The organism is Bartonella sp. AC130YNZD (genome assembly GCF_042196865.1).
GTDB lineage: Bacteria > Pseudomonadota > Alphaproteobacteria > Rhizobiales > Rhizobiaceae > Bartonella.
This window is the reverse complement of record NZ_JBHIQZ010000002.1, coordinates 109,083-130,909: the sequence shown is the minus strand read 5'-3', so window position 1 is coordinate 130,909 and position 21,827 is coordinate 109,083. Positions and strand designations below refer to the sequence as shown.

The following is a 21,827-nucleotide window of genomic DNA, read 5'->3' as shown; positions in this document are numbered from 1 at the left end:
AGGAAAAACTATGGATATTATTTTACTTGAGCGCATTCCTCGTCTTGGTCAGATGGGTGATATTGTCTCAGTTAAAGATGGTTATGCGCGTAATTTTCTCTTGCCTCAAGGTAAAGCTTTACGCGCAAATGAAGCTAATAAAAAACATTTTGAGGTACAACGTGCACAACTTGAAGCACGTAATCTTGAACGCAAAAGCGAAGCGCAAAAAATTTCTGAAAAACTTGATGGACAATCATTCATTGTTGTTCGTTCTGCTGGTGAAACGGGACAACTTTATGGTTCTGTGTCAACACGTGATATTGCTGAAATCATAACAGATGAAGGCTTTTCTATTGGAAGAAATCAAATCGAACTTAATCATCCAATAAAAATGATCGGTCTTCACACTATCACTCTTAGTTTACATCCAGAGGTTCAAATTTCTGTGATTATTAACGTTGCGCGTTCTACCAGTGAAGCACAACGCCAAGCAGAAGGTGAAACTCTCACTTCGGCTAAAGAAATATATAATATTCAAGAAGAATTATTAGAAGAAAGTCAGGAAGAATTATTGGCAGAAGAAATTAATGACAACGATATAAACAGTTCTCATCAAGAAGCTTAATTGCTATTTTTCTTTCTGTTTTATATTTTTTATTCCATTATAAATATCGCTCATAAAATACTCACACTTTAAAAGTGAGTATTTTATGGCTATCGTACATAAAGAACCTTATTTTTATGAAAGAATTAGAAGTATACTATTTAAAGGCATTACATGCCGAGAATGATAATATTACTAAGAGGAAATGTCTTTTGTTTTCCAGCATATAAAGCAAAAATAATTTAAAGTTCTACCCTTAAGGCTAAAGTTTGTATGAGCGTTAAGTTGATTACATCCTCACATGATCTGAAATAATTTCAGTTATAAAAAAATAATTCTACTTACACAGATATTGGAATTTTAAGGTTAAGTAACTTAAAAATACTTAAATTTAGAGTAGCAAAACTTCCACTTTAAAATCACATATTATAAAATAGATAGACGTTATATAAATAATACACAAATGATAAATGAGAAACGAAAAGAGAGTTTTAAAAAATTATATAATTTTAACTTAAAATGAAGGTTTGTAGCTCTATTCTTTTAATTATACGATTTTCAATTTATCGCCTAAAGTAGCTAGACTTAGAATTTTAGTGGAAAAATATTATGGAAGAAACTAACGTTGTTAATGTCAGCTCTTCAAAGAAAGAGGATTCTCCTTCTTTTCGGCAACTTCCGCATAATATTGAAGCTGAACAGGCATTGCTTGGTGCCATCTTTATCAACAATGATTCTCTTGACCGCGTTTCAGATTTTCTAAAACCAGAACATTTTTTTGAACCATTGCATCAAAAAATTTATCATGTTTTATCTCACCTTATTAAAACAGGAAAACGTGTAGATCCAGTTACAATCAAGCCCTATATCCAAATGGAAGAAAAAATTGGAGATATTACTGTATACCAATATGTTGTTCGCTTAGCCACAGAGGCAGTCACTATTATTAACGCTGAAGATTATGGACGCGTCATTTACGATCTTTTTATCCGACGGTCTTTGATTAACCTTGGAACTCAAGTTGTCAATACAGCCTTTGATGCTCCTGTAGAGCTCACGCCTACCCAACAAATTGAAACTGTTGAAAATCAGTTATTTGAGCTAGCAGAAAAAGGGAAATATGGAGGTGGATTTGAAAATTTTAATGAGGCTATTAAAAAAGCTATCGATATGGCAAGTGCTGCGAAAAAGCGCTCTTCACAATTATCAGGGATAGCCACCCATATTAAAACACTTGATGAAAAAATGGGAGGATTACAAGCATCTGACTTAATTATCCTTGCGGGCCGCCCTGGTATGGGTAAAACCTCACTGGCTACCAATATTGCCTTTAATATTGCTAATGCTTATAATCGTAATGCCAATATCCAAGAAAATGAAGGCGGCATTGTGGGATTCTTCTCACTTGAGATGTCATCCGAACAGCTTGCAACCCGTATTATTTCTGAACAAACAGAAGTCTCTTCTTCTGATATTCGGCGTGGCAATATTTCAGATGAACAATTTTCAAAAATTATTCGTGCGGTGAACCAACTACAAAAGGCACCACTTTATATTGATCAAACTGGGGGAATATCAATTACGCAATTAGCTGCTCGTGCGCGGCGTCTCAAGCGGCAACATGGTTTAGATATCTTGTTTATTGACTATATCCAACTCATGACAAGCAGTTCAAAGCGTTCATCAGAAAATCGTGTTCAAGAGATCACAGAAATTACCACAGGATTAAAAGCATTAGCAAAAGAATTGAATATTCCTATTATCGCTCTCTCTCAACTTTCTCGTCAAGTAGAAAATAGAACAGATAAACGTCCACAGCTCTCAGATTTACGTGAATCTGGTTCAATTGAGCAAGATGCCGATATCGTTCTGTTTGTCTATCGCGAAGAATATTATCTCAAAAATGAAGAACCAAAACTAAACACTTTGGAACATCAAAAATGGCTAGAAATAATGGACAAAGCTTTTGGAAAAGCTGATGTTATTATTGCAAAACAGCGCCATGGTCCGACAGGAATCGTTCCCCTTGCCTTTCAATCTGACTTCACACGCTTTAGTGATCTAGCCGATAGTAATTATCTTCCAGAGCAAATTGGTTAAATCAAAATGGCATGCAACCGTATTCAATTTATCTGTCAAAATTGTGAAACCATTCTTCTTATTAAAAAATGTAGTTCTTATCAAGAATAAAATTTCTTACAAAGAATCATTTTTCAATGATTCTAGCCGCCGTTATTTGCTATTTAATAACATTCTTCTTGCATGAAATGATAACACATCTCTTAATGTTGTAAGTGGGGTACATATATTAAAATCCATAGCTAATCTAAATCTTTCTATATTGTTCCTTCTTTTAAAAAACTCCTTCTCACAAGACACTCATTTTCTTGTTTTTAAATTCAAAAATAATTGCTGCTGTTGTGCAAGGCTGACTATTATGTAGAATATCAGAAACTTTCCTCTTTATAGGACAACCTCTAACCTTTTAACAAAAATATTTTCTAATCTATCTGAAAAATTACCCTAATTACCGCAATATAAAAAACAAGCAGTGTTTTAAATACTACAGCACAGAGAAAATTCTACAATATGCAAAATATTCTTGATATAAAATTGCATAAAAACTGATATCTAACAAAAGGAAAGTGTATAATTATGCTAGAAAAAAAAGAAGACTGCGATAGTAGATTTGACAGTCTTGATGAAGCTATCAAAAGAGTTGTTGATATAGCAAGTGCTGCAAAAAAGCGCTCTTCGCAAATATCAGGGATAGCGACTCATATTCAAACACTTGATGAAAAAATGGGAGGATTACAACCATCCGACTTAATTATCCTTGCGGGACGCCCTGGTATGGGTAAAACTTCACTTGCTACCAATATTGCCTTTAATATTGCCAATGCTTATAATCATAATGGTAATATCCAAGAAAATGAAGGCGGCGTTGTAGGGTTCTTCTCACTTGAAATGTCCTCAGAGCAGCTTGCAACACGTATTATTTCTGAACAAACGGAAGTCTCTTCTTCTGATATTCGACGTGGTCATATTTCAGATGAACAATTTTCAAAAATTATTCGTACGGTAAATCAGCTCCAAAAGGCACCCCTTTATATTGATCAAACTGGAGGAATATCAGTTTCACAACTGGCTGCCCGTGCTCGGCGTCTCAAGAAAAAACATGGTTTGGATGTCTTAATTATTGATTATATCCAACTCATGACAAGTGATTTAAAATACACATCTGAATATCGTATTCAAGAAATCACTGCAGAATTAAAAGCTTTAGCGAAAGAATTAAATATCCCTATTATTGCTCTTTCACAACTTTCACATCAAGTTGAAAACAGAACAGATAAACGCCCAAAACTTTCAGATTTAGGTGGATTTGGTTCTATTGAGCAAGATGCCAACATCGTTTTATTTGTCTATCGTGAAGAATATTACCTCAAAAATGAAGAGCCAAAGTTCGGTAGCCTTGAACATATGAAATGGATAGAGACAATGGACAAAGTTTTTGGAAAAGCTGATGTTATTGTTGCAAAACAACGTCATGGACCGACAGGAATCGTGCCCCTTGCCTTTCAGTCTTCTTTCACACGATTTAGTGACCTAGAAGATAATGATTATCTTCCAGAGCAAATTGGTTAAATCGACATGGCGCGTAATCGTATTCAATTTATCTGTCAAAATTGCGGAACCATCCATTCTCGTTGGGCAGGAAAATGTAGCGCTTGTGGGGAATGGAATTCTCTTATCGAAGAAACTATAAATAGCGGTATAGGAAGTGGTCCTAAGCAAAATGCCCGTAAAGGACGCATTGTCACACTCACATCTCTTTCTGGAAATATCGAAGATGCTCCACGTATTCATTCTGGTATTGCTGAACTTGATCGTGTTACCGGTGGGGGCTTTGTCCGTGGATCAGCACTCCTTGTTGGAGGTGATCCGGGTATTGGTAAATCAACATTGCTGACACAAACAGCCGCTGCTTTATCACGTAAAGGATATAATGTCATCTATGTTTCAGGTGAAGAGGCTATTGCGCAAATTTGTCTGCGCGCACAAAGGCTTGAAGCAAACAATACAGAAGTGAAACTTGCTGCTGAAACCAATGTTGAAGATATTCTGGCAACCTTAAGCGAACATAAAAACCTTGATATGGTGATTATCGATTCGATTCAAACCCTATGGTCAGATACAGCAGATTCAGCACCTGGCACTGTCACACAAGTACGTATCGGTGCTCAGGCAATGATCCGCTTTGCCAAGAAAACAGGAGCCGCTGTTGTTCTTGTTGGGCATGTTACAAAAGATGGACAAATTGCTGGTCCTCGAGTCGTTGAACATATGGTTGATGGCGTTCTCTATTTTGAGGGTGAAGGAGGACATCATTATCGCATTCTTAGAACTGTAAAAAATCGCTTCGGACCAACAGATGAAATTGGTGTCTTTGAAATGTCTGATAAAGGATTACGCGAAGTGATAAATCCATCTGAATTATTTTTAGGGGAACGTAATGAAAAAGCACCAGGCGCTGCTGTTTTTGCAGGAATGGAAGGGACTCGCCCGATACTCGTAGAAATTCAAGCGCTTGTTGCTCCTTCTTCCCTTGGGACACCAAGACGTGCGGTTGTCGGATGGGATGGAAATCGCCTTTCTATGATTCTTGCCGTTTTAGAAGCCCATTGTGGCATTCGTTTTGGACAGCATGATGTCTATCTGAACGTAGCAGGTGGATATCGCATATCAGAACCCGCTGCTGATTTAGCTGTAGCCGCTGCTTTGGTATCTTCTCTTGCCAATATCGCATTGCCAACGGATTATGTATATTTTGGTGAAGTCAGTCTTTCAGGAGCTACCCGCGCTGTTGCACATTCAGCACAGCGCATCAATGAAGCAAAAAAACTCGGCTTTCAAGGAGCCTTTCACCCCACAACAACAACCGAAATGATGAAGTCGCTCAACTTTCAACAAAAAACTTTCTCCGACCTTCCCGAACTCGTTGCTACTCTTACCGTAAGTAAAAAATGATCTGCACCACAGATATGATAATATAGAAAAAACTCTATAAAATACAAAAGATCCTTGCTATAAGAACAAAAAATGGCATAACAAAAAATATATTTGCACACAGACTTAAAAGAACATAACTTTATGTATAAGGAACAAACAAATGATCATAACAATCCTTGATGGAATTGTCGTAGTAATCATCCTGTTGTCCGCTTTTCTTGCTATGCTTCGAGGATTTTCACGTGAAGTGTTATCGTTGATTTCTTGGGCAGTTGCAGCTGTTACGACACTGTTTTTATTCAAACCTGTCTTACCTTTCTTTGAACAATATCTCTCTAATAAAATGATTGCATTGATCACAACATTGGTCACAATTTTTATTATTGTTCTCATTATTACTTCAATTATTACAATGAAGATCTCTGATTTTATTATTGATAGTCGAATTGGTATACTTGACCGTACTATTGGTTTTATTTTTGGAGCACTTCGTGGTTTACTTATCATGGTCATCGGTATGTTGCTGATTAATGCACTGATTAAACCCGAGCTTCAAGCGAATTGGTTAAAAAATGCAAAAACAAGGCCTATTTTAGATTCATTGGGACAAAAAGTTTGGGAAATACTCCCAAAAGATATTGGATCTGTTCTCGAAAAGACGGAAAATTTGTTTAAAGACAGCAATAAACATACGTATGAGCAACACTCTCATGAAAAGATAATTTTCAAAAAATAGAAAATAGTTTTTCATGAGGAAAGAGAACTAAATGATGTAAAATATGATATTAATGATTCCTCCATATCACAACTGAAAGAATATGATGATAAAAAGCGATGTTTTCTGTCAAGAATTTTCATTAGATGATGATACCCTTCATGAAGAATGTGGAGTTTTTGGTATTCTTGGGCATGAAGATGCTGCAACATTAACAGCTCTTGGACTCCACGCACTTCAGCATCGTGGGCAAGAAGCAGCTGGGATTGTTTCTTACCATAATAAAATATTTCATCAAGAAAAGCATTTAGGTCTTGTTGGAGATCACTATACAAACCCTGCAACACTTGCACGCTTACCAGGAAATCGTGCTATTGGACATACCCGTTATTCAACAACTGGAGAAGTGGCATTACGCAATGTTCAACCCCTTTTTGCTGAATTGAAAGTTGGAGGTATTGCTATTGCGCATAATGGTAATCTTACCAATGGTCTCACATTACGCCGTGAACTCATCGCTTCTGGTGCTATCTGTCAATCAACGTCGGATTCAGAAGTTTTTCTCCATCTTATTGCCCGCTCACGTTATGAGTCGTCCTCTGATCGTTTTGTTGATGCGATTCGGCAAGTAGAAGGTGGGTATGCTATGTTAGCGCTCACACGTACAAAACTTATTGCGGCACGCGATCCAACAGGAATTAGACCTCTCGTGATGGGGGAACTTGATGGTAAGCCTATCTTTTGTTCTGAAACTTGTGCTCTTGATATTATTGGAGCAAAATATGTCCGTGATGTTAAAAATGGAGAAATCATCATATGTGAAATACAAAAAAATGGGGAAATTACGAAAAAAATTATAAAACCAGAAAATACAAAACCAGAAAAACTTTGCTTGTTTGAATATGTTTATTTTGCCCGCCCAGACTCAATCGTTGGAGGGCGTAGTGTTTATACAACACGCAAAAATATGGGAATCCGTTTAGCACAGGAAGCCCCTTGTGAGGGTGATGTTGTGGTTCCTGTTCCTGATGGAGGAACGCCTGCTGCAATTGGCTATGCACAAAAAATTGGAATTCCCTTCGAGCTTGGTATTATTCGTAATCACTATGTTGGCCGCACTTTTATCGAACCAACACAACAAATTCGTGCTTTTGGCGTCAAGTTAAAACATTCGGCAAACCGTCCTGTGATTGAAGGAAAACGTGTTATTCTGGTTGATGACTCTATTGTACGTGGAACAACATCCCTTAAAATTGTACGAATGCTTCGCGATGCAGGAGCAAAAGAAGTTCATATGCGCATTTCTAGCCCTATGATTTTTTATCCTGACTTTTATGGTATTGATACACCTAAAGCTGAAAACCTTTTAGCAAATCAATATCCAGATTTAAAATCTATGTGTGATTTTATTGGAGCGGATTCATTAGAATTTCTTTCAACGGATGGATTATATCTTGCTGTAGCAGGGGAAAAACGGAATAACGCCGACCCACAATTTACTGACCATTATTTTACTGGATATTATCCTACGCATCTGGTTGATCAAGAAAATCTCTCCAAAATTCATCAATCATTTGTTCTTAAAACAAGAGATTAATGATGACAAAACGTGACTTTAGTCTCCATGGACGTGTTGCACTTGTTACTGGCGCATCAAGAGGGATTGGCTATTATTTAGCACTCGAGCTTGCTGCACGCGGCGCTCATATTATTGCTCTTGCACGAACAGTCAGTGGACTTACTGAATTAGATAATCAAATCCGAGAAAAAGGGGCTCATGCAACCCTCGTTCCCCTTGACTTGCATCATATGGAAAACATCGATACCCTTGCTATCTCAATTGCCAAACGCTGGAAAAAACTTGATATTATCGTTGCAAACGCAGGAATTCTTGGAACACTCTCACCAATAGCGCATATAGAAAACACGGTATTTGAAGATGTTTTTCAAATAAATCTTTTCAGCCAATGGCGCTTAATGAAAGCCGTTGAGCCTTTATTACGTGAATCTGATGCTGGACGAGCCATCCTGTTATCCTCAAGCGTTGCGCATGCTGCGCGCCCTTTCTGGGGAGCTTATGCAGCCTCTAAAGCGGCTTTAGAGGTGATTGCCCGCTGTTGGGCAGAAGAACTCAAACAAACCCCTATTAAGATTAATTGTGTCAACCCTGGTGCGACACGCACTGCCATGCGCGCTGAAGCTATGCCCGGTGAAGATCCACAAACTCTCCCTTCACCACAAGAGGTTGCAAAAAAGATAGTCCATTTGTTATCACCTGATTTAAATGAAACTGGAAAACTCTTTAATGTCCATAAAAATCGGTTTGTAGATTATCACGTACCTGATTGATCATCATATGAGAAGTAAATTGTTCGACTCTCTCTTTTTTCTGTGCTTCTCGATAGAAGAATGAAGCACTTTATAATTCTTGGATAGCTTTAGCATCAGCCTTTTTCTCTTCTAAAGTAGCACGTTTATTATAAGCGATAAAACTACAGGGGAGAAAAATCATATAACTAACAGCTGTAATCAATAAAGTTTCCCATGTGTAAGTCGCAAGAAAACCGACATAAATAACAATGACCAACATGCACGGTATAACGATATCGCGCCTTAAATTTTGATCAATTGTTTTTGCATTCCATACCGGTAAACGACTAATCAAAAGAAAAGCAATAATTACAGTATAAAGACTAAAAAATAATGCCCACCCCCAATTGGGGACCAAACCAAGAGTGCCTAAATAGGTAGGCAATAAAAGTAATAATGCTCCTGCTGGTGCTGGAACACCAACAAAATAACTTCTCTGCCACTTAGGTATATTGGGGTTATCTAACATCACATTAAAACGTGCTAATCGCAAACAACAAGCAACACAATAAACAAGGGCAGCAACCCACCCAATATGATTCGCTTGATTCAAGATAAAAGAATAAACAATGAGTGCAGGAGTAACACCAAAATTTATAACATCAGCAAGAGAATCCATCTGTGCCCCAAAAGATGAACTACCATCTATTAAACGGGCAATGCGACCATCAGCACCATCTAAAACTGCGGCCAAAAGCACCATTAAAATAGCAGCTTCATAGCGATGTTCAAAAGCCAAACGAATGCTGCTCATCCCTGCACAAATTGCTAAAATAGTAATGATATTAGGAATAACATACCGCATTGATGTAGGTGAACGCCGCCGATTTGCAACATCATCATGCTGCCCCTCAGGATTGAATGAAGAAAATGGCGAAAAATTTTTCATTGTGAACCCTAGTCGTATCTGAAGTCCGTTGTGGCACTCTTATCATCAAAAGAACCCAAAACTGTTTCTCCAGCAATTGCTGTCTGTCCAACTGCAACACGCAATTTCATTTCAGTTGGTGTATAAATATCAAGGCGAGAACCAAAACGAATCAATCCAAATCGCTCACCAGTCATAACGGCATCGTTTTCTTTTGACCAGCAAACAATCCGGCGCGCAACCATTCCCGCTATTTGTACGACACCAATTTTACCATGTTTGCTATCAATTACCACCCCATTACGCTCATTAAACTGACTAGCTTTATCAAAGTCAGCATTGGTAAATCGACCTGGATGATAAACGATAGACTCTACTGTACCACTGATAGGAATACGATTAATATGGCATGAAAAAACATCCATAAAAATGGAAATACGAATCATTTCATCTTTTCCTAATCCTAATTCTTCAGGTGGAACACATGATTCCACAAATGAAATACGCCCATCTGCAGGCGACATAACCCAATTTGAATTCAAAGGGATCACACGATCTGGATCACGGAAAAAGTATACACACCACACCGTGAGAACGAGACCAAACCAAAACAACGGACTCCATATCCAACCAAGAATGAGCGAAATAACAAAAAACGCTACAATAAAAGGATAACCTTCTTTATGAACCGGTACAAAGCTATTATGAAAAGATTGCAGAATACTCATATAATTTCCTATTCATCGTAAACTTAAACAAGCAACAAAGCTTTTTGTTCCTCTTGTGTCTTTTTATGTATTTAATCAATCACTCCATATAAAGATATAGATTACATTTTGCTCTATTTATTTTTTACGATTAACAACACTCGTCTCATCTTCTTCACGCATTTTACGTAATTTTTCTTCCGCTTGCGATGCTTCAAGCTGCTTATTCCACATTGAAGCATAGAGACCTTTCTTGCGTAAAAGCTCTGTATGCGTCCCATTTTCAATAATACGACCACTTTTAAGAACTAAAATTTCATCCGCATTGATAACAGTAGAAAGACGGTGCGCAATAATCAATGTTGTACGTCCACGGCTTACAATATCCAATGCTTGTTGAATTTCCTGTTCCGTCGCCGTATCAAGAGCCGCCGTTGCTTCATCTAGAATAAGAAGTGGAGGAGCTTTTAAAAGTGTCCGTGCAATAGCCACGCGTTGTTTTTCACCACCTGATAATTTGAGACCTCGCTCTCCTACCATAGACTGAAAACCTTCCGGTAAAATTTCAATAAATTTTGATATTTGTGCCATTTCAGCAGCTTTGCGCATCTCTTCATCTGTAGCACTTGGACGCCCATAGCAAATATTATAGGCAATTGTATCATTAAATAACACCGTATCTTGTGGGACCATGCCAATCGCTTCACGCAAACTCTTTTGTGTTACGTCACGAATATCCTGCCCATCAATTGTGATAGAGCCTGCATCAACATCATAAAACCGAAAAAGCAACCGAGAAATAGTAGATTTACCGGCACCCGATGGACCGACAATAGCGACTGTTTTTCCTCCAGGAACTTCAAAATCAATATCTCTGAGAATCTGACGTCTCGAATCATAGGAAAACTTTACCTGATGAAAACAAATGGTCCCATCGCTTATCTCTAACGGTTTAGCATCCGATTTATCAACGATCTCTTTCTGAACATCTAAAAGATCAAACATTGCTTCAATATCCGTTAAACCTTGTCGAATATCACGATACATTGAACCAATAAAATTTAGTGGAATGGAAAGTTGCATTAAAAGCGCATTAATAAAAACAAAATCTCCTAAAGTTTGTGTCTTATAAAAAACTTCATAAGCTGACATCAGCATCATGATCGTCATTCCAATACCAAAGATAAGAGTCTGACCAAAATTAAGCCAGCTTAACGATGTCCAAATCTTTGTTGCGGCTTTTTCATAACCTACCATAGAAGCATCAAATCGATCGGCTTCTAGAGTTTCATTACCAAAATATTTGACCGTTTCAAAATTCAAAAGAGAATCAACAGCGCGAGTATTCGCCTCAGTATCCGCTGTATTCATTTTTTGCCGAATGCGAATACGCCAATCACTCGCCTTAATGGTAAACAAGATATATAATCCAACTGTTGCAACAACAATGAGAAGATAATGCCACCCATAACTTATGTAAAATACCAGTGCCGTTAATATAAATTCTAAAACTGTCGGTACTGTACTAAGAATTGAAAATCTTACGATCGCTTCAATTCCTTTTGTCCCACGCTCAATCACACGAGAAAGCCCACCTGTTCGGCGTTCCAAATGAAATCGCAAAGATAACTCATGCATATGTACAAAGGTTTTATAAGCTAATTGACGAACAGCATATTGACCAACAGTGGCAAACAGGGAATCGCGTAATTGATTTAATCCAGCCTGCATAATACGCGCGACATTGTATGCCAAAACGAGCATGATGGGAATAATCCAACTGGATGGGAACCATTTAGGTGGCTGAAAGCTTGAATCAAGCACATTCGTAGAATATTTAAAGAAATACGGTACAGATATGAGAACGAGCTTAGCCAAAACAAGATAAAATATTGCCCACAACACACGCATTTTTAGATCACGCCGACCTACTGGCCACATATAGGGCCATAAATTGTAAAGTGTGTGCAGAGTTCTCCCTGTATCTGATGATACAGTTTTTGTCATTTCATTGCGTTTCATAAAGTCCTTACTTCTCTATCATCCGCACAAACAGGCAAAATACCCTCTGTGGTTGTTTATAGATTCATCTCTTCATTACGGGGCTTCCAATAAGCTATACCTACCCGTTTTTTGAAGTTAGACTGTTTTTGAAAAAGGAACAAGAAATAATCCACTATACAATTTATTATTTTGATCTATATTTTCATACCATTCTGCTGCGAATAAACTTTCAACTTTTACATGTTTTTTTTTCAATTCTGCCTGAAGCCACTTTTTTGTTTTACCAATCTCTTTAAGTCCCTCATCAATAACTTCACCATTTTCTATTAAAATCGTCGATTTCTTTCCCTCTTCCTTTTTAATGACAGTGAAATCACCATTGGTTTCCAAACGAACAAAAGCAGCTTCATGTAAGTGACACCCTTTAAGACGTAACATCGTAATGAGATCATTAATATTGATCCCTAAGCTCTTAATCTTATCCATTTGGAAAACTCCATCTAAAACTAATGTAACATTCCGCCCTGCAATAAGACGACGAAAAAAAACTGAATAGCGTGCAATAAAATTAAAAGATGTAATCAAGGTTTGCCAGATGAGTAAAACAAGCAATAATTGAATGCTACTAATATTCTGATTATAAATAACTCCTCCAATAATACCTCCCATGACAAAATTACTGACCAAATCAACTGGTGTCATCTGACTAAGACTCCCCCGCCCCGTCGTTCTTAAAATAAATAAGAAGGCAACAAGGCCTACAGCCAGTTTAAGCGCGATATATCCATAATGATATAAAAATTCCATCATATTCTCCTTTTTTATGAAGCTGCTGGAATAGAGAAATTAAAATCGTTTTATTTCCCACACAGTTATGCGCTCACCACTCTGCGGATCCTTACTGTCTTTTAAAAGAACCCCCTCGGCTGCAAGCTCATCACGAATTGTATCCGCAGCTTCCCACTCTTTATTATGGATAAGTCTTAGTCTTTCGGCAATGCGCTGATCAATAAATTTTGTATCAAGGAAAGTTTTTCTCATAAATAACGGGCAATCTATTTCTTTAATCCATTCTTGTCTTAACAGTCCTAATAAATTCATCCCATTCAGAAGAGCCAAAGCATTTCCTTCTTTATAAAATTTTCGCAAAAGAGTCAGTGCTTTTGGAGTATTAAGATCATCACTAAGTGCATCTATCAAAGTATCATCAATTGCTTCATTGTTTTTCATCTCACTCTTTTTGCTGCGAAGCCATTCATACCAACGATACAGTTCGCTGCTCGATTGTATTAAACGCTGTGCTGTCCAATTTAATGGTTCACGATAATGCGTTTGCAACATCGAAAAACGCGCAGACAAACCAGCCCAATTTTGCTTCATTTCATCGGTTAAAATACCATTAAACTCCCCCAAATTATTCTCTAAAATAGAACGAATAGTTCTGAAATTGCCAAAGCTTTTCGACATCTTTTTGCCTTCAACTTGTAAAAAACCATTATGCATCCAAAAATTAGCCATTCTCTCCGTCCCAAAAGCTGAACAACTTTGTGCAATCTCATTTTCATGATGAGGAAAAATTAAATCAATTCCACCACCATGGATATCAAAAACATTGGCAGACGGATCATCACAGGTTAAACCACCGCCATAGGGCGCTAATAACTTTGCCATTGACATTGCAGAACATTCAATATGCCAACCTGGACGACCTAAAACAGGAATTCCGCCCGGTGATTCCCAACCTGGTTCTCCTTCTACAGAAGGCTTCCACAAAACAAAATCCATCTCTTCCCTTTTATAAGCAGCAACATCGATACGCGCCCCCGCCCTCATTTCATCTAAAGAACGATTTGCAAATGCCCCATAATGGGGAGGATTTTTTATGCTACTTACAGAAAATAATATATGATTTTCCGCTTCATAAGCGTGCCCCTTTTCAAGCAAACTTTCAATTAAAGAGCGCATCTCCTCTAAATGCTCAGTGGCGCGTGGCTGACTGGTTGGCAACAGACAACCAAGTGCTATGGTATCTTGTTGAAACTGAGAATATGTACGTTCTGTTAAGTGACGAATAGCCTCATTCAATGATACGTTTGGATATTCGCTAGCTGCTCGTGCATTAATTTTATCATCGACATCTGTAATATTACGCGCATATAGAACATGCTCATTGCCATAAACATGACGCAATAAGCGAAATAAAATATCAAAAACAATAACAGGACGTGCATTTCCTATATGCGCATAATCATAAATTGTTGGTCCACAAACATAAAGACGTACTCTTGTCGCATCTATTGGTGTAAATTTTTCTTTTTTACGTGTTAGCGTATTATAAAATCGCAACTCTTTCATTTATTGACTCCATGGACGATATTATGCACCGATCCTTTTACATGTATCTTATCTCAAATCATTGTATTACGCGGTTTAAGCTAAAAACTTGTATCTTATAATAAATTCTTCTTACCATTTTCCCATTGTATTTACGGCTGTATTCATCGTTTATCATAAAAACAATCTATTTTATTTGATTGGACAAAAGCGTTCTATCATTAGAGATGCTTTCCCTCCTTAAAGAAAATGAGCTTAGAAAAAAATCTATAGGCAATACAATATAAATCTATGTGAAAAATAGATAGCTTGCAGGCAGAAAATCTTAAATTTTTAACCACACAAAGCTTCGTCAGTATTTTCAATATTCCACAATGGGTTCCTTACTTCCTCTTACGCCCTATATTTTATAATCAATAATTGAGAATAATGTAGCAATTAACTTTATTTTTTACACCGTTCTCATGACAAAAATATTTTATCCTTACAGAGTTTTATTCAAAGAAAGCAATAAAAATAATGCATAATAGATTGATAAACATCATTATTTTAATATTTCTTGTCATTTCAATGCCAGCCTTTGCACAACAATCTCCACCTTATGAAAAAAAATTACTCCGACTAGCAGAAATTTTGGGATCATTGCATTCTCTCCAAAATCTTTGCGAGCCTCCAACAAACCAATGGTATGACTATATGAATGCACTGATTGAAGCAGAACACCCCATTCCACAAAGACGTGCTTATTTTTATGAAGCGTTTAATGAAGCATATCGTGCTTTCTCAGAAAATTATCATCATTGTACACAAGCTGCCATTGAAGCCAATCAAAAATACATTGAGGAAGGAAGAATTTTATCTGAAAACCTCCTCATGCATTATAAATAATTAATCTATACAAAAAGTAGCTTTCTCAATTTTAGCGATATCAATGATACTCCTTTCACAAATGCGGGGAGCAATAAACCAGCTCTGAAAATAGAGAGACGTTTAAAGAATAATGTCTCGATACGCTTTTATTCGTATGAGCGCCTTTTTCCCTATACAAAATCGTTCTTTGGCTTCCTCCCCACACCTCAAAGGATGAAGATTGTTAACTAAATTTGCTCTGTAAATAATCTAGGTTCTTGTTGAACAAGATTCCTCTTGGCTTCTAACTCATGTAATTTGCTTCATAGTTTCTAAAAACAAGCCTAAGAATATTCACCACGCATAAAAAAACACTTATGTACCAAAGAGGCTGACATACCCTATATCACCACTCTAAAAGATGGTATTTTACGGCATGCTTATGATTTTAATTTGTTTACACCAAAGTTTCCATAAATTTAACAGGCTCTCCTTGTGAAGGTGTGACAATTTCACCTTCCCACATAACACGCATACCACGGATAATAGTCCCAACAGGCCAACCTTTAACTTTTTGACCATCATAAGGTGTCCAACCGGTACGCGAACCAATTAAGCTATTCGTAATAATTTCTTCTCGCTTAAGATCAACAATGGTTAAATCAGCATCAAACCCAACAGCAATGCGCCCTTTACAACTTATACCAAAAATACGACTAGGGCCATGTGAAGTGAGATCAACAAAACGTTCAAGAGATATTTTTCCTGCATTCACATGTGTCAACATAATTGCTGCTGTTGTTTGCACGCCTGTCATACCTGAAGGTGAAGAGGGATAAGGTTGAAGTTTTTCTTCAAGAGTATGAGGCGCATGATCTGAACCTAAGACATCAATAATTCCTTGTTGAACACCGTACCAAAGAGCGTCACGGTGGCGCGGCTCACGAATAGGCGGATTCATCTGAATTAATGTACCAAACTTCTTATAATCATCAGCCGTGAGCGTCAAATGATGTTGTGTCACTTCAATTGTTGCAACATCCTTATGTTTTTTTAGAAAATCAATTTCTTCTTCTGTCGAAAGATGTAACACATGAATCCGAGCCTTCGTCTCATGAGCAATTTTTACCAAACGCTGCGTACATTTTAATGCCGCAACTTCATCACGCCAAATCGGATGTGACGATGCATCCCCTTCAATACGCAATATTTTACGCTCTTTGAGCCTCGCCTCATCTTCAGAATGAAAAGCCGCACGACGGCGTGTATTCTTCAAAATAAGGCGTACACTTTCATCATCATCAACCAAAAGATCACCGGTAGATGACCCCATAAAGACTTTAATTCCAGCCGCACCAGGAAGTCTTTCTAATTCAGATAATTCATGAGCATTTTCACGCGTTCCTCCAACCCAAAATGCAAAATCACAATGCATTCGATGAAATGCGCGTTGAACCTTATCGCTTAATGTTTCTTCTGATGTTGTCAATGGATTGGTATTAGGCATTTCGAAAACTGCCGTAACACCCCCTAACACAGCAGAATACGAGCCACTTTCCAAATCTTCCTTATATTCATTCCCTGGCTCACGAAAATGCACTTGGCTATCAATAATTCCTGGTAAAATATGAAGCCCTGTACAATCAATGACCTCACTAGCCGATGCACATGTAAGGTTGCCTATTTCAGTAATACGACCATTTGTAATACCAATATCACGCTTGCTTCTTCCATCATGATTCACAAGTGTTGCACCTTTAAAAATTGTATCAAATGTTTTAAACATAGCCACGCTCCTTACATATTGCTCACTTATCGATTATGTAACTTTGAGCAGAAAGGCAAGAACCATGATTGAAAAACAAAATGCCATTTGCTTAAAAAACCGCGGGCTTATTCAAATTATAGGGGAAGAAGCAACAGATTTTCTACAATCCTTGATCACGACAGATGTAAAAAAAATCAGTCCACAGGAACTTTTCCCTGGAGCCCTTTTATCCCCACAAGGAAAGGTTCTTGCTGATTTTCTTATCGGAAAAAAAGAAAATGGTTACCTGATTGATATCAGAATGCCTTTAGCTGATACGCTTCACCAACGTCTGTTGCTCTATAAGCTGCGTAAAAAAGTAGAAATTACACAACCATTACAAGAGCTTGTTACGGTTTCTTTGAATAATGAATCAGATACTTTAAATTTTGATTCAAGTTTTGTTGATAAACGCTTCCCACAACAAGAAAAAATAATACGAATCTATGGAAAAAAAACTTTTTTGACTTCAGAATATCATGATACATGGAATCAATTGCGTATCCGTTATGCAATTGCGGAAAGTGGTCAAGACTATGAAGTTGGCAAAGTCTTTCCTCATGATATTAATTACGATCAAATCAATGGACTTGCATTCAATAAAGGATGTTATATTGGACAAGAAATTGTTTCACGAATGCACCACCGCCGTGCAGCACGTCGCCGTATTTTTATTGTAAAAGGCCAGTGTAAATTAACCCCTCAATCTAGCATTGAAGCAGGAACAAAAGTGCTTGGCTACTTGGGAACATGTGTAGAAAATGAGGCTCTTGCTTTAATGCGTATTGACCACGTCAAAGATGCTATGGATCATAACATCCCCTTTACTGTAAAAAACATTCCTGTCACTATAAGCATTGCTGAAAATATGAATTTTACCTTTCCTGAAAATACTATAGAAAACACTCATGGCTAAAGCTGAATTATTAAAAAATGGAGAAGCCCGGGCTTGGCAAAGAATGCTCTCTGGAAGGCGACTTGATCTTCTCAACCCTTCTCCTTTTGATGTTGAAATTGAAGATATTGCCCATGGACTTTCTCGCGTAGCACGTTGGAATGGTCAAACACGAGGAGAGCATGCCTATTCTGTTGCACAACATTCACTTTTGGTTGAACAAATATTTCAAAAACTTTTTCCACAATCGGGAAGCAACGAATGTCTTTATACCCTTCTTCATGATGCTCCAGAATATGTCATCGGCGATATGATTTCCCCTTTTAAAGCTGTCATAGGAAAACAATATGAACGCGTTGAAAAGCGCATCCAAGATGCTATCCACATGCGCTTTTCTCTTCCCGTTGATCTTTCTCAAAAACTTTTAAAAAAAATTAAACAAGCCGACCGTATTGCTGCCTATTATGAAGCGATTACGCTTGCTGGATTTAATACAGAAGAAGCCCTTCGCTATTTTGGCTCTCCCAATAATATTCTACCCGATGATCTTAATTTATCCCCCTATTCTACACAACACATTGAAAACGCATTTTTAACGCGCTTTAATGACTTAGATGCCCAAAGATTATAGACTCTTCGCATTGTTGATTCCTTGTCATTACAGAATCATCACACTGACTTATAATAATAATTCATTGTTTTTTCATTTTGAATGAGAGCTCCTAATATCGTAAGCTTCACTCATTTCAAATCTGTTTATATTGAATCAATCAAAATCATTCTCTTGCACACCACAAGCGGGGCTGGCGTGTGGGTAAAATTTTTTTAAAGAAAGAGTTAAAATGCTTCTTATGGACCATCTCAAGTGCTAAGCGCTGTCGCAGCATTGAAAATTGGCAAAGTGTGTGATGATGCCGACTTGCTCTCTTATGAAGCGTAAAGACGGGAGTACTCTATAAATTTTATACACTTCATAAGGGACTTACCACTATACTATTCACGAACGCCATCGCGAAATAGGATTGGGTGCCTTAAGAAAGCTCTCTTTAAAAAAGCACGTGAATTAGCGACCCAATGGCGTTCTGTTTTGCATGAGAGGCGTGACTTCATTAAAGAAATGGAAAAAATCACAGTTCAAATTGCATACAAAATATATTAAAAATACACATTCATTATCAAAATAACAAATGTTCTCTTGTCAAACCTTTCATCTTAAACTGAAGTTTATTTTAGTTTATAAACTTCATTATCCGCTGGGAAAGCACGAGATGTGACATCCTCTGCATAATTCTTTATTGCAGTTTCCATGGCTTGTTCAAGGTCTCCATAACGGCGTACAAATTTTGGCACATGAGAACCATAGCCCAACATATCTTCCATAACCAATACTTGTCCATCACATTGATTAGACGCCCCTATACCGATCGTAGGGATAGAAAGCTTATTTGTCAGTTTCACCGCTAAAGGTTCGACAATCCCTTCTAAAACAACAGCAAAAGCACCTGCCTCTTCAATCGCTGCTCCATCTGCTTCAATTCTTTGCCAATCATTCTCCTTGCGTCCTTGTGTTTTGAAGCCACCAAAACGATTCACCGCCTGGGGTGTAAGACCAATGTGCCCCATCACTGGAATGCCACGTTTACACAAAAAATCTATTGTTTCTGCTATATAAACACCCCCTTCAAGCTTAACTGCACCACACCCCGTTTGAGCAAGAATACGCGATGCATTAAAAAAAGCTTGTTCTGGACTTTCTTCATAAGAACCAAAAGGCATATCAATAACCACAAGAGCTTTTTGAGATCCACGCACCACGGCTTTCCCGTGTAAAATCATCATATCTAAATTAACAGGAAGCGTTGTCTCAAACCCATACACAACCATCCCAACGCTATCACCAACCAAAAGGATATCGCAATATGGATCAGCAATCCGCGCAGTATAAGCTTGATAAGCTGTTAAAGAAACAATTGGCTGTTGTCCCTTTCTTGCATGTATTTCGGAAGATGTTATACGCTTTACGGTTTTATGTACACTCATTTTCCACCCTTCTCTTGCAATATATATTGATCAATCAGCCTTACCTCACCAAAGCGGACAGTAAGAAGTAAAACTGCTGGTTTATTCAATGTTCCTCTAATCACGCATAAAGTTTCCATATCCCGTAAATCTATCGCTTCAATGATTGCACGCGTTTCTTGTTGTAAAATATCATGAACAGTTTTGCATAATTTATCAACCGACCGTTCACCTTCATGGTAAAGCTTTTCAGCAGCTTTTCCACTTTCAGGAAGAATTTTGGCAGCTTTACGATCTTCTAATGTTAAAAGCTGATTGCGTGAAGAACAAGCTACACCATCTGACTCCCGTAGAATAGGAACTCCAACGATTTCAATAGGAAAAGCCAAATCTTCAACCATACGCCGAATAATTAAAATTTGTTGAAAATCTTTTTCCCCAAAAAAAGCCTTATCTGGTTGGACAATGTTAAAAAGTTTAGCAACAACGCTTGTTACACCACAAAAGTGCCCTGGACGTAATTTTCCCATCAAAATACGTGATAATTTTTTCACTTGTACAATTGTGTCATTTCCTGGTGCCCACATTTCATCTACAGAAGGAGCAAAAACACATTCAACACCTGCTTCTTTTAACAAAGCACAATCGCCCTTCAAATCTCTTGGATATTGAGAAAAATCTTCATGAGGTCCAAATTGCTTTGGATTGACAAAAATAGAAACTACTACGCGATCACACATTGCTCTTGCATACTGTACTAATGCAAGATGACCATCATGCAATGCCCCCATTGTTGGAACAAAACCAATCGAAAAACCTAAACGTCGTTCCTCTGAAGTATATTGGCGAACTTCAGCAATTGTCTTTAAAATTCTCATTTTCCCATTCAATTATCATCAGATCAACAAATTAATGCCTGTACACCAAATTGCCGCTCAAACAATTGTATCAAATTCATGCGCACTGACGGCTGCTTTATATCTCGTGGCTCCCAGACATGACGCATAAGAAAAAAACCCGTCAGTATAAAACCATTTATTATATCACTAAAATCAGCAGGACGAGTCACTCTTTGTACAAGAAACTGTGGTAGAATAAGAAGCTTTTTTTTCCAAGGTTCTCCTGCTTCTTCACAGACAGCCCGACCAGATTTTGGTGATACGTAATGAAGCCTTTCCTGACGACCTGTTGCAGCACAACAAGATAAATCAAGACCAAAACCAAGTTCTTCAAGAAGCCGCATTTCAAAACGTACAAGCAATTCTGCATTTACAAATGGTTCATCAAAATTCTGCATAAAAAGGTGTAAAATATCATATAAAATGGGGTGCGGATCACGTTCGGGAAGAAGCCGCAAATGAAAAGCTATCAATTGCAAAGCATAAAGTGCTTCTGGTAGACAGATTAATCGTGCCGCATGTAAATCAAGAGCTTCAAGCCGAAAAAGTCCCAAATGTTCGTCTAAACGAGCCCACCATTCAGCCTCCACAAAATTTCCAGGTTGAAGAAGAGCTGCCATGCGACGCGAGCGCCCCCCTTTTACCACTCCCATATAACGACCATGTTCACGTGTCATAATCTCAAGAATAACACTTGTTTCACCATATTGGCGCGTACCAAGTATAACGGCTTGTTCTTTCCACTTCATTTTACTTTAATT

At 37.7% G+C, this 21,827-nt stretch carries 18 protein-coding genes and 2 pseudogenes; 11 read left to right on the top strand and 9 right to left on the bottom strand.

The window, feature by feature from the left end; all coding sequences use genetic code 11:
* The first annotated feature begins 10 nt into the window (after positions 1-10).
* From rplI to ACFINU_RS01460, 7 genes and pseudogenes are all read left to right on the top strand, one after another.
* A complete protein-coding gene (rplI, locus tag ACFINU_RS01490) occupies positions 11-607 on the top strand; it encodes a 50S ribosomal protein L9 (protein WP_375617653.1) in 597 nt (198 codons plus the stop codon).
* Between the two features lie 588 nt (positions 608-1,195).
* A complete protein-coding gene (locus ACFINU_RS01485) occupies positions 1,196-2,686 on the top strand; it encodes a replicative DNA helicase (RefSeq protein WP_375617652.1) in 1,491 nt (496 codons plus the stop codon).
* 603 nt (positions 2,687-3,289) lie between these two features.
* A pseudogene (locus tag ACFINU_RS01480) lies at positions 3,290-4,234 on the top strand (DnaB-like helicase C-terminal domain-containing protein); the annotation flags it as partial.
* A gap of 6 nt (positions 4,235-4,240) precedes the next feature.
* Positions 4,241-5,617 carry a DNA repair protein RadA gene (radA, locus tag ACFINU_RS01475; protein WP_375612937.1) on the top strand — a complete coding sequence of 459 codons (1,377 nt, stop codon included), beginning with the start codon at positions 4,241-4,243 and terminating at the stop codon, positions 5,615-5,617.
* A gap of 142 nt (positions 5,618-5,759) precedes the next feature.
* Positions 5,760-6,335, top strand: a complete 576-nt coding sequence (locus ACFINU_RS01470; protein WP_375617651.1) for a CvpA family protein — start codon at positions 5,760-5,762, stop codon at positions 6,333-6,335.
* An 82-nt stretch (positions 6,336-6,417) separates the two neighbouring features.
* Positions 6,418-7,911: an amidophosphoribosyltransferase gene (purF, locus tag ACFINU_RS01465; protein ID WP_375617650.1), complete on the top strand. Its 1,494-nt coding sequence runs from the start codon at positions 6,418-6,420 to the stop codon at positions 7,909-7,911.
* Between the two features lie 2 nt (positions 7,912-7,913).
* On the top strand, positions 7,914-8,663 hold the full coding sequence (locus ACFINU_RS01460) for an SDR family NAD(P)-dependent oxidoreductase (protein ID WP_375641507.1): 750 nt from the start codon (positions 7,914-7,916) through the stop codon (positions 8,661-8,663).
* A gap of 70 nt (positions 8,664-8,733) precedes the next feature.
* Here the strand turns inward: ACFINU_RS01460 and pssA are convergent, their stop codons facing one another.
* The 5 genes from pssA to cysS form a co-directional block, all read right to left on the bottom strand.
* The gene (gene pssA, locus ACFINU_RS01455) at positions 8,734-9,573 is read right to left on the bottom strand and encodes a CDP-diacylglycerol--serine O-phosphatidyltransferase (protein ID WP_375611225.1); all 840 of its coding nucleotides are present in this window, start codon (positions 9,571-9,573) and stop codon (positions 8,734-8,736) included.
* Positions 9,574-9,581: 8 nt separating this feature from the next.
* On the bottom strand, positions 9,582-10,280 hold the full coding sequence (locus ACFINU_RS01450; RefSeq protein ID WP_375617649.1) for a phosphatidylserine decarboxylase: 699 nt from the start codon (positions 10,278-10,280) through the stop codon (positions 9,582-9,584).
* Positions 10,281-10,397: 117 nt separating this feature from the next.
* A complete protein-coding gene (locus ACFINU_RS01445; protein WP_375617648.1) occupies positions 10,398-12,281 on the bottom strand; it encodes an ABCB family ABC transporter ATP-binding protein/permease in 1,884 nt (627 codons plus the stop codon).
* A 117-nt stretch (positions 12,282-12,398) separates the two neighbouring features.
* Positions 12,399-13,070, bottom strand: coding sequence for a DUF421 domain-containing protein (locus ACFINU_RS01440; RefSeq protein ID WP_375617712.1), 672 nt, complete (start codon positions 13,068-13,070; stop codon positions 12,399-12,401).
* Between the two features lie 39 nt (positions 13,071-13,109).
* Entirely contained in the window at positions 13,110-14,618 is a 1,509-nt protein-coding gene (gene cysS, locus ACFINU_RS01435) for a cysteine--tRNA ligase (protein WP_375617647.1), read from the bottom strand.
* Between the two features lie 498 nt (positions 14,619-15,116).
* On the opposite strand from cysS, the gene ACFINU_RS01430 reads away from it, so the two are divergent.
* A complete protein-coding gene (locus ACFINU_RS01430) occupies positions 15,117-15,485 on the top strand; it encodes a TIGR02301 family protein (protein WP_375617646.1) in 369 nt (122 codons plus the stop codon).
* A gap of 418 nt (positions 15,486-15,903) precedes the next feature.
* On the opposite strand, the gene ACFINU_RS01425 is transcribed toward ACFINU_RS01430, so the two are convergent.
* Positions 15,904-17,232, bottom strand: a complete 1,329-nt coding sequence (locus tag ACFINU_RS01425; RefSeq protein ID WP_375617645.1) for a dihydroorotase — start codon at positions 17,230-17,232, stop codon at positions 15,904-15,906.
* Positions 17,233-17,296: 64 nt separating this feature from the next.
* Here ACFINU_RS01425 and ACFINU_RS01420 point away from each other — a divergent pair, with 64 nt between their 5' ends.
* The 3 genes and pseudogenes from ACFINU_RS01420 to ACFINU_RS01410 form a co-directional block, all read left to right on the top strand.
* Positions 17,297-18,169, top strand: a complete 873-nt coding sequence (locus ACFINU_RS01420) for a YgfZ/GcvT domain-containing protein (RefSeq protein WP_375617644.1) — start codon at positions 17,297-17,299, stop codon at positions 18,167-18,169.
* Positions 18,162-18,779 (top strand): YfbR-like 5'-deoxynucleotidase, encoded by a 618-nt coding sequence (locus ACFINU_RS01415; RefSeq protein ID WP_375617643.1) that lies wholly within the window; start codon positions 18,162-18,164, stop codon positions 18,777-18,779. Before ACFINU_RS01420 ends, ACFINU_RS01415 begins: the two co-directional genes overlap by 8 nt.
* 352 nt (positions 18,780-19,131) lie before the next feature.
* Positions 19,132-19,274 (top strand): annotated as a pseudogene (locus ACFINU_RS01410) (integrase); the annotation flags it as partial.
* A 98-nt stretch (positions 19,275-19,372) separates the two neighbouring features.
* Here ACFINU_RS01410 and panB read toward each other — a convergent pair.
* The 3 genes from panB to recO are packed head-to-tail and all read right to left on the bottom strand — an operon-like array spanning position 19,373 to position 21,815.
* Positions 19,373-20,188 (bottom strand): 3-methyl-2-oxobutanoate hydroxymethyltransferase, encoded by an 816-nt coding sequence (panB, locus tag ACFINU_RS01405; protein ID WP_375617642.1) that lies wholly within the window; start codon positions 20,186-20,188, stop codon positions 19,373-19,375.
* Positions 20,185-21,045 (bottom strand): pantoate--beta-alanine ligase, encoded by an 861-nt coding sequence (gene panC / locus ACFINU_RS01400; RefSeq protein ID WP_375617641.1) that lies wholly within the window; start codon positions 21,043-21,045, stop codon positions 20,185-20,187. Before panC ends, panB begins: the two co-directional genes overlap by 4 nt.
* A 23-nt stretch (positions 21,046-21,068) precedes the next feature.
* Complete coding sequence (gene recO / locus ACFINU_RS01395) at positions 21,069-21,815, bottom strand: DNA repair protein RecO (protein ID WP_375667312.1); 747 nt, start codon at positions 21,813-21,815, stop codon at positions 21,069-21,071.
* Positions 21,816-21,827: the final 12 nt, after the last annotated feature.

Excerpts from the sequence above, each read along its gene's own strand:
- cysS (WP_375617647.1), bottom strand. The coding sequence starts at position 14,618 with ATGAAAGAGTTGCGATTTTATAATACGCTAACACGTAAAAAAGAAAAA.
- ACFINU_RS01450 (WP_375617649.1), bottom strand. The coding sequence starts at position 10,280 with ATGAGTATTCTGCAATCTTTTCATAATAGCTTTGTACCGGTTCATAAA.
- ACFINU_RS01440 (WP_375617712.1), bottom strand. The coding sequence starts at position 13,070 with ATGGAATTTTTATATCATTATGGATATATCGCGCTTAAACTGGCTGTA.
- recO (WP_375667312.1), bottom strand. The coding sequence starts at position 21,815 with ATGAAGTGGAAAGAACAAGCCGTTATACTTGGTACGCGCCAATATGGT.
- ACFINU_RS01425 (WP_375617645.1), bottom strand. The coding sequence starts at position 17,232 with ATGTTTAAAACATTTGATACAATTTTTAAAGGTGCAACACTTGTGAAT.
- ACFINU_RS01415 (WP_375617643.1), top strand. The coding sequence starts at position 18,162 with ATGGCTAAAGCTGAATTATTAAAAAATGGAGAAGCCCGGGCTTGGCAA.
- ACFINU_RS01460 (WP_375641507.1), top strand. The coding sequence starts at position 7,914 with ATGACAAAACGTGACTTTAGTCTCCATGGACGTGTTGCACTTGTTACT.
- pssA (WP_375611225.1), bottom strand. The coding sequence starts at position 9,573 with ATGAAAAATTTTTCGCCATTTTCTTCATTCAATCCTGAGGGGCAGCAT.
- ACFINU_RS01430 (WP_375617646.1), top strand. The coding sequence starts at position 15,117 with ATGCATAATAGATTGATAAACATCATTATTTTAATATTTCTTGTCATT.
- rplI (WP_375617653.1), top strand. The coding sequence starts at position 11 with ATGGATATTATTTTACTTGAGCGCATTCCTCGTCTTGGTCAGATGGGT.
- ACFINU_RS01420 (WP_375617644.1), top strand. The coding sequence starts at position 17,297 with ATGATTGAAAAACAAAATGCCATTTGCTTAAAAAACCGCGGGCTTATT.
- panC (WP_375617641.1), bottom strand. The coding sequence starts at position 21,045 with ATGAGAATTTTAAAGACAATTGCTGAAGTTCGCCAATATACTTCAGAG.
- purF (WP_375617650.1), top strand. The coding sequence starts at position 6,418 with ATGATGATAAAAAGCGATGTTTTCTGTCAAGAATTTTCATTAGATGAT.
- ACFINU_RS01470 (WP_375617651.1), top strand. The coding sequence starts at position 5,760 with ATGATCATAACAATCCTTGATGGAATTGTCGTAGTAATCATCCTGTTG.
- ACFINU_RS01445 (WP_375617648.1), bottom strand. The coding sequence starts at position 12,281 with ATGAAACGCAATGAAATGACAAAAACTGTATCATCAGATACAGGGAGA.
- radA (WP_375612937.1), top strand. The coding sequence starts at position 4,241 with ATGGCGCGTAATCGTATTCAATTTATCTGTCAAAATTGCGGAACCATC.
- panB (WP_375617642.1), bottom strand. The coding sequence starts at position 20,188 with ATGAGTGTACATAAAACCGTAAAGCGTATAACATCTTCCGAAATACAT.
- ACFINU_RS01485 (WP_375617652.1), top strand. The coding sequence starts at position 1,196 with ATGGAAGAAACTAACGTTGTTAATGTCAGCTCTTCAAAGAAAGAGGAT.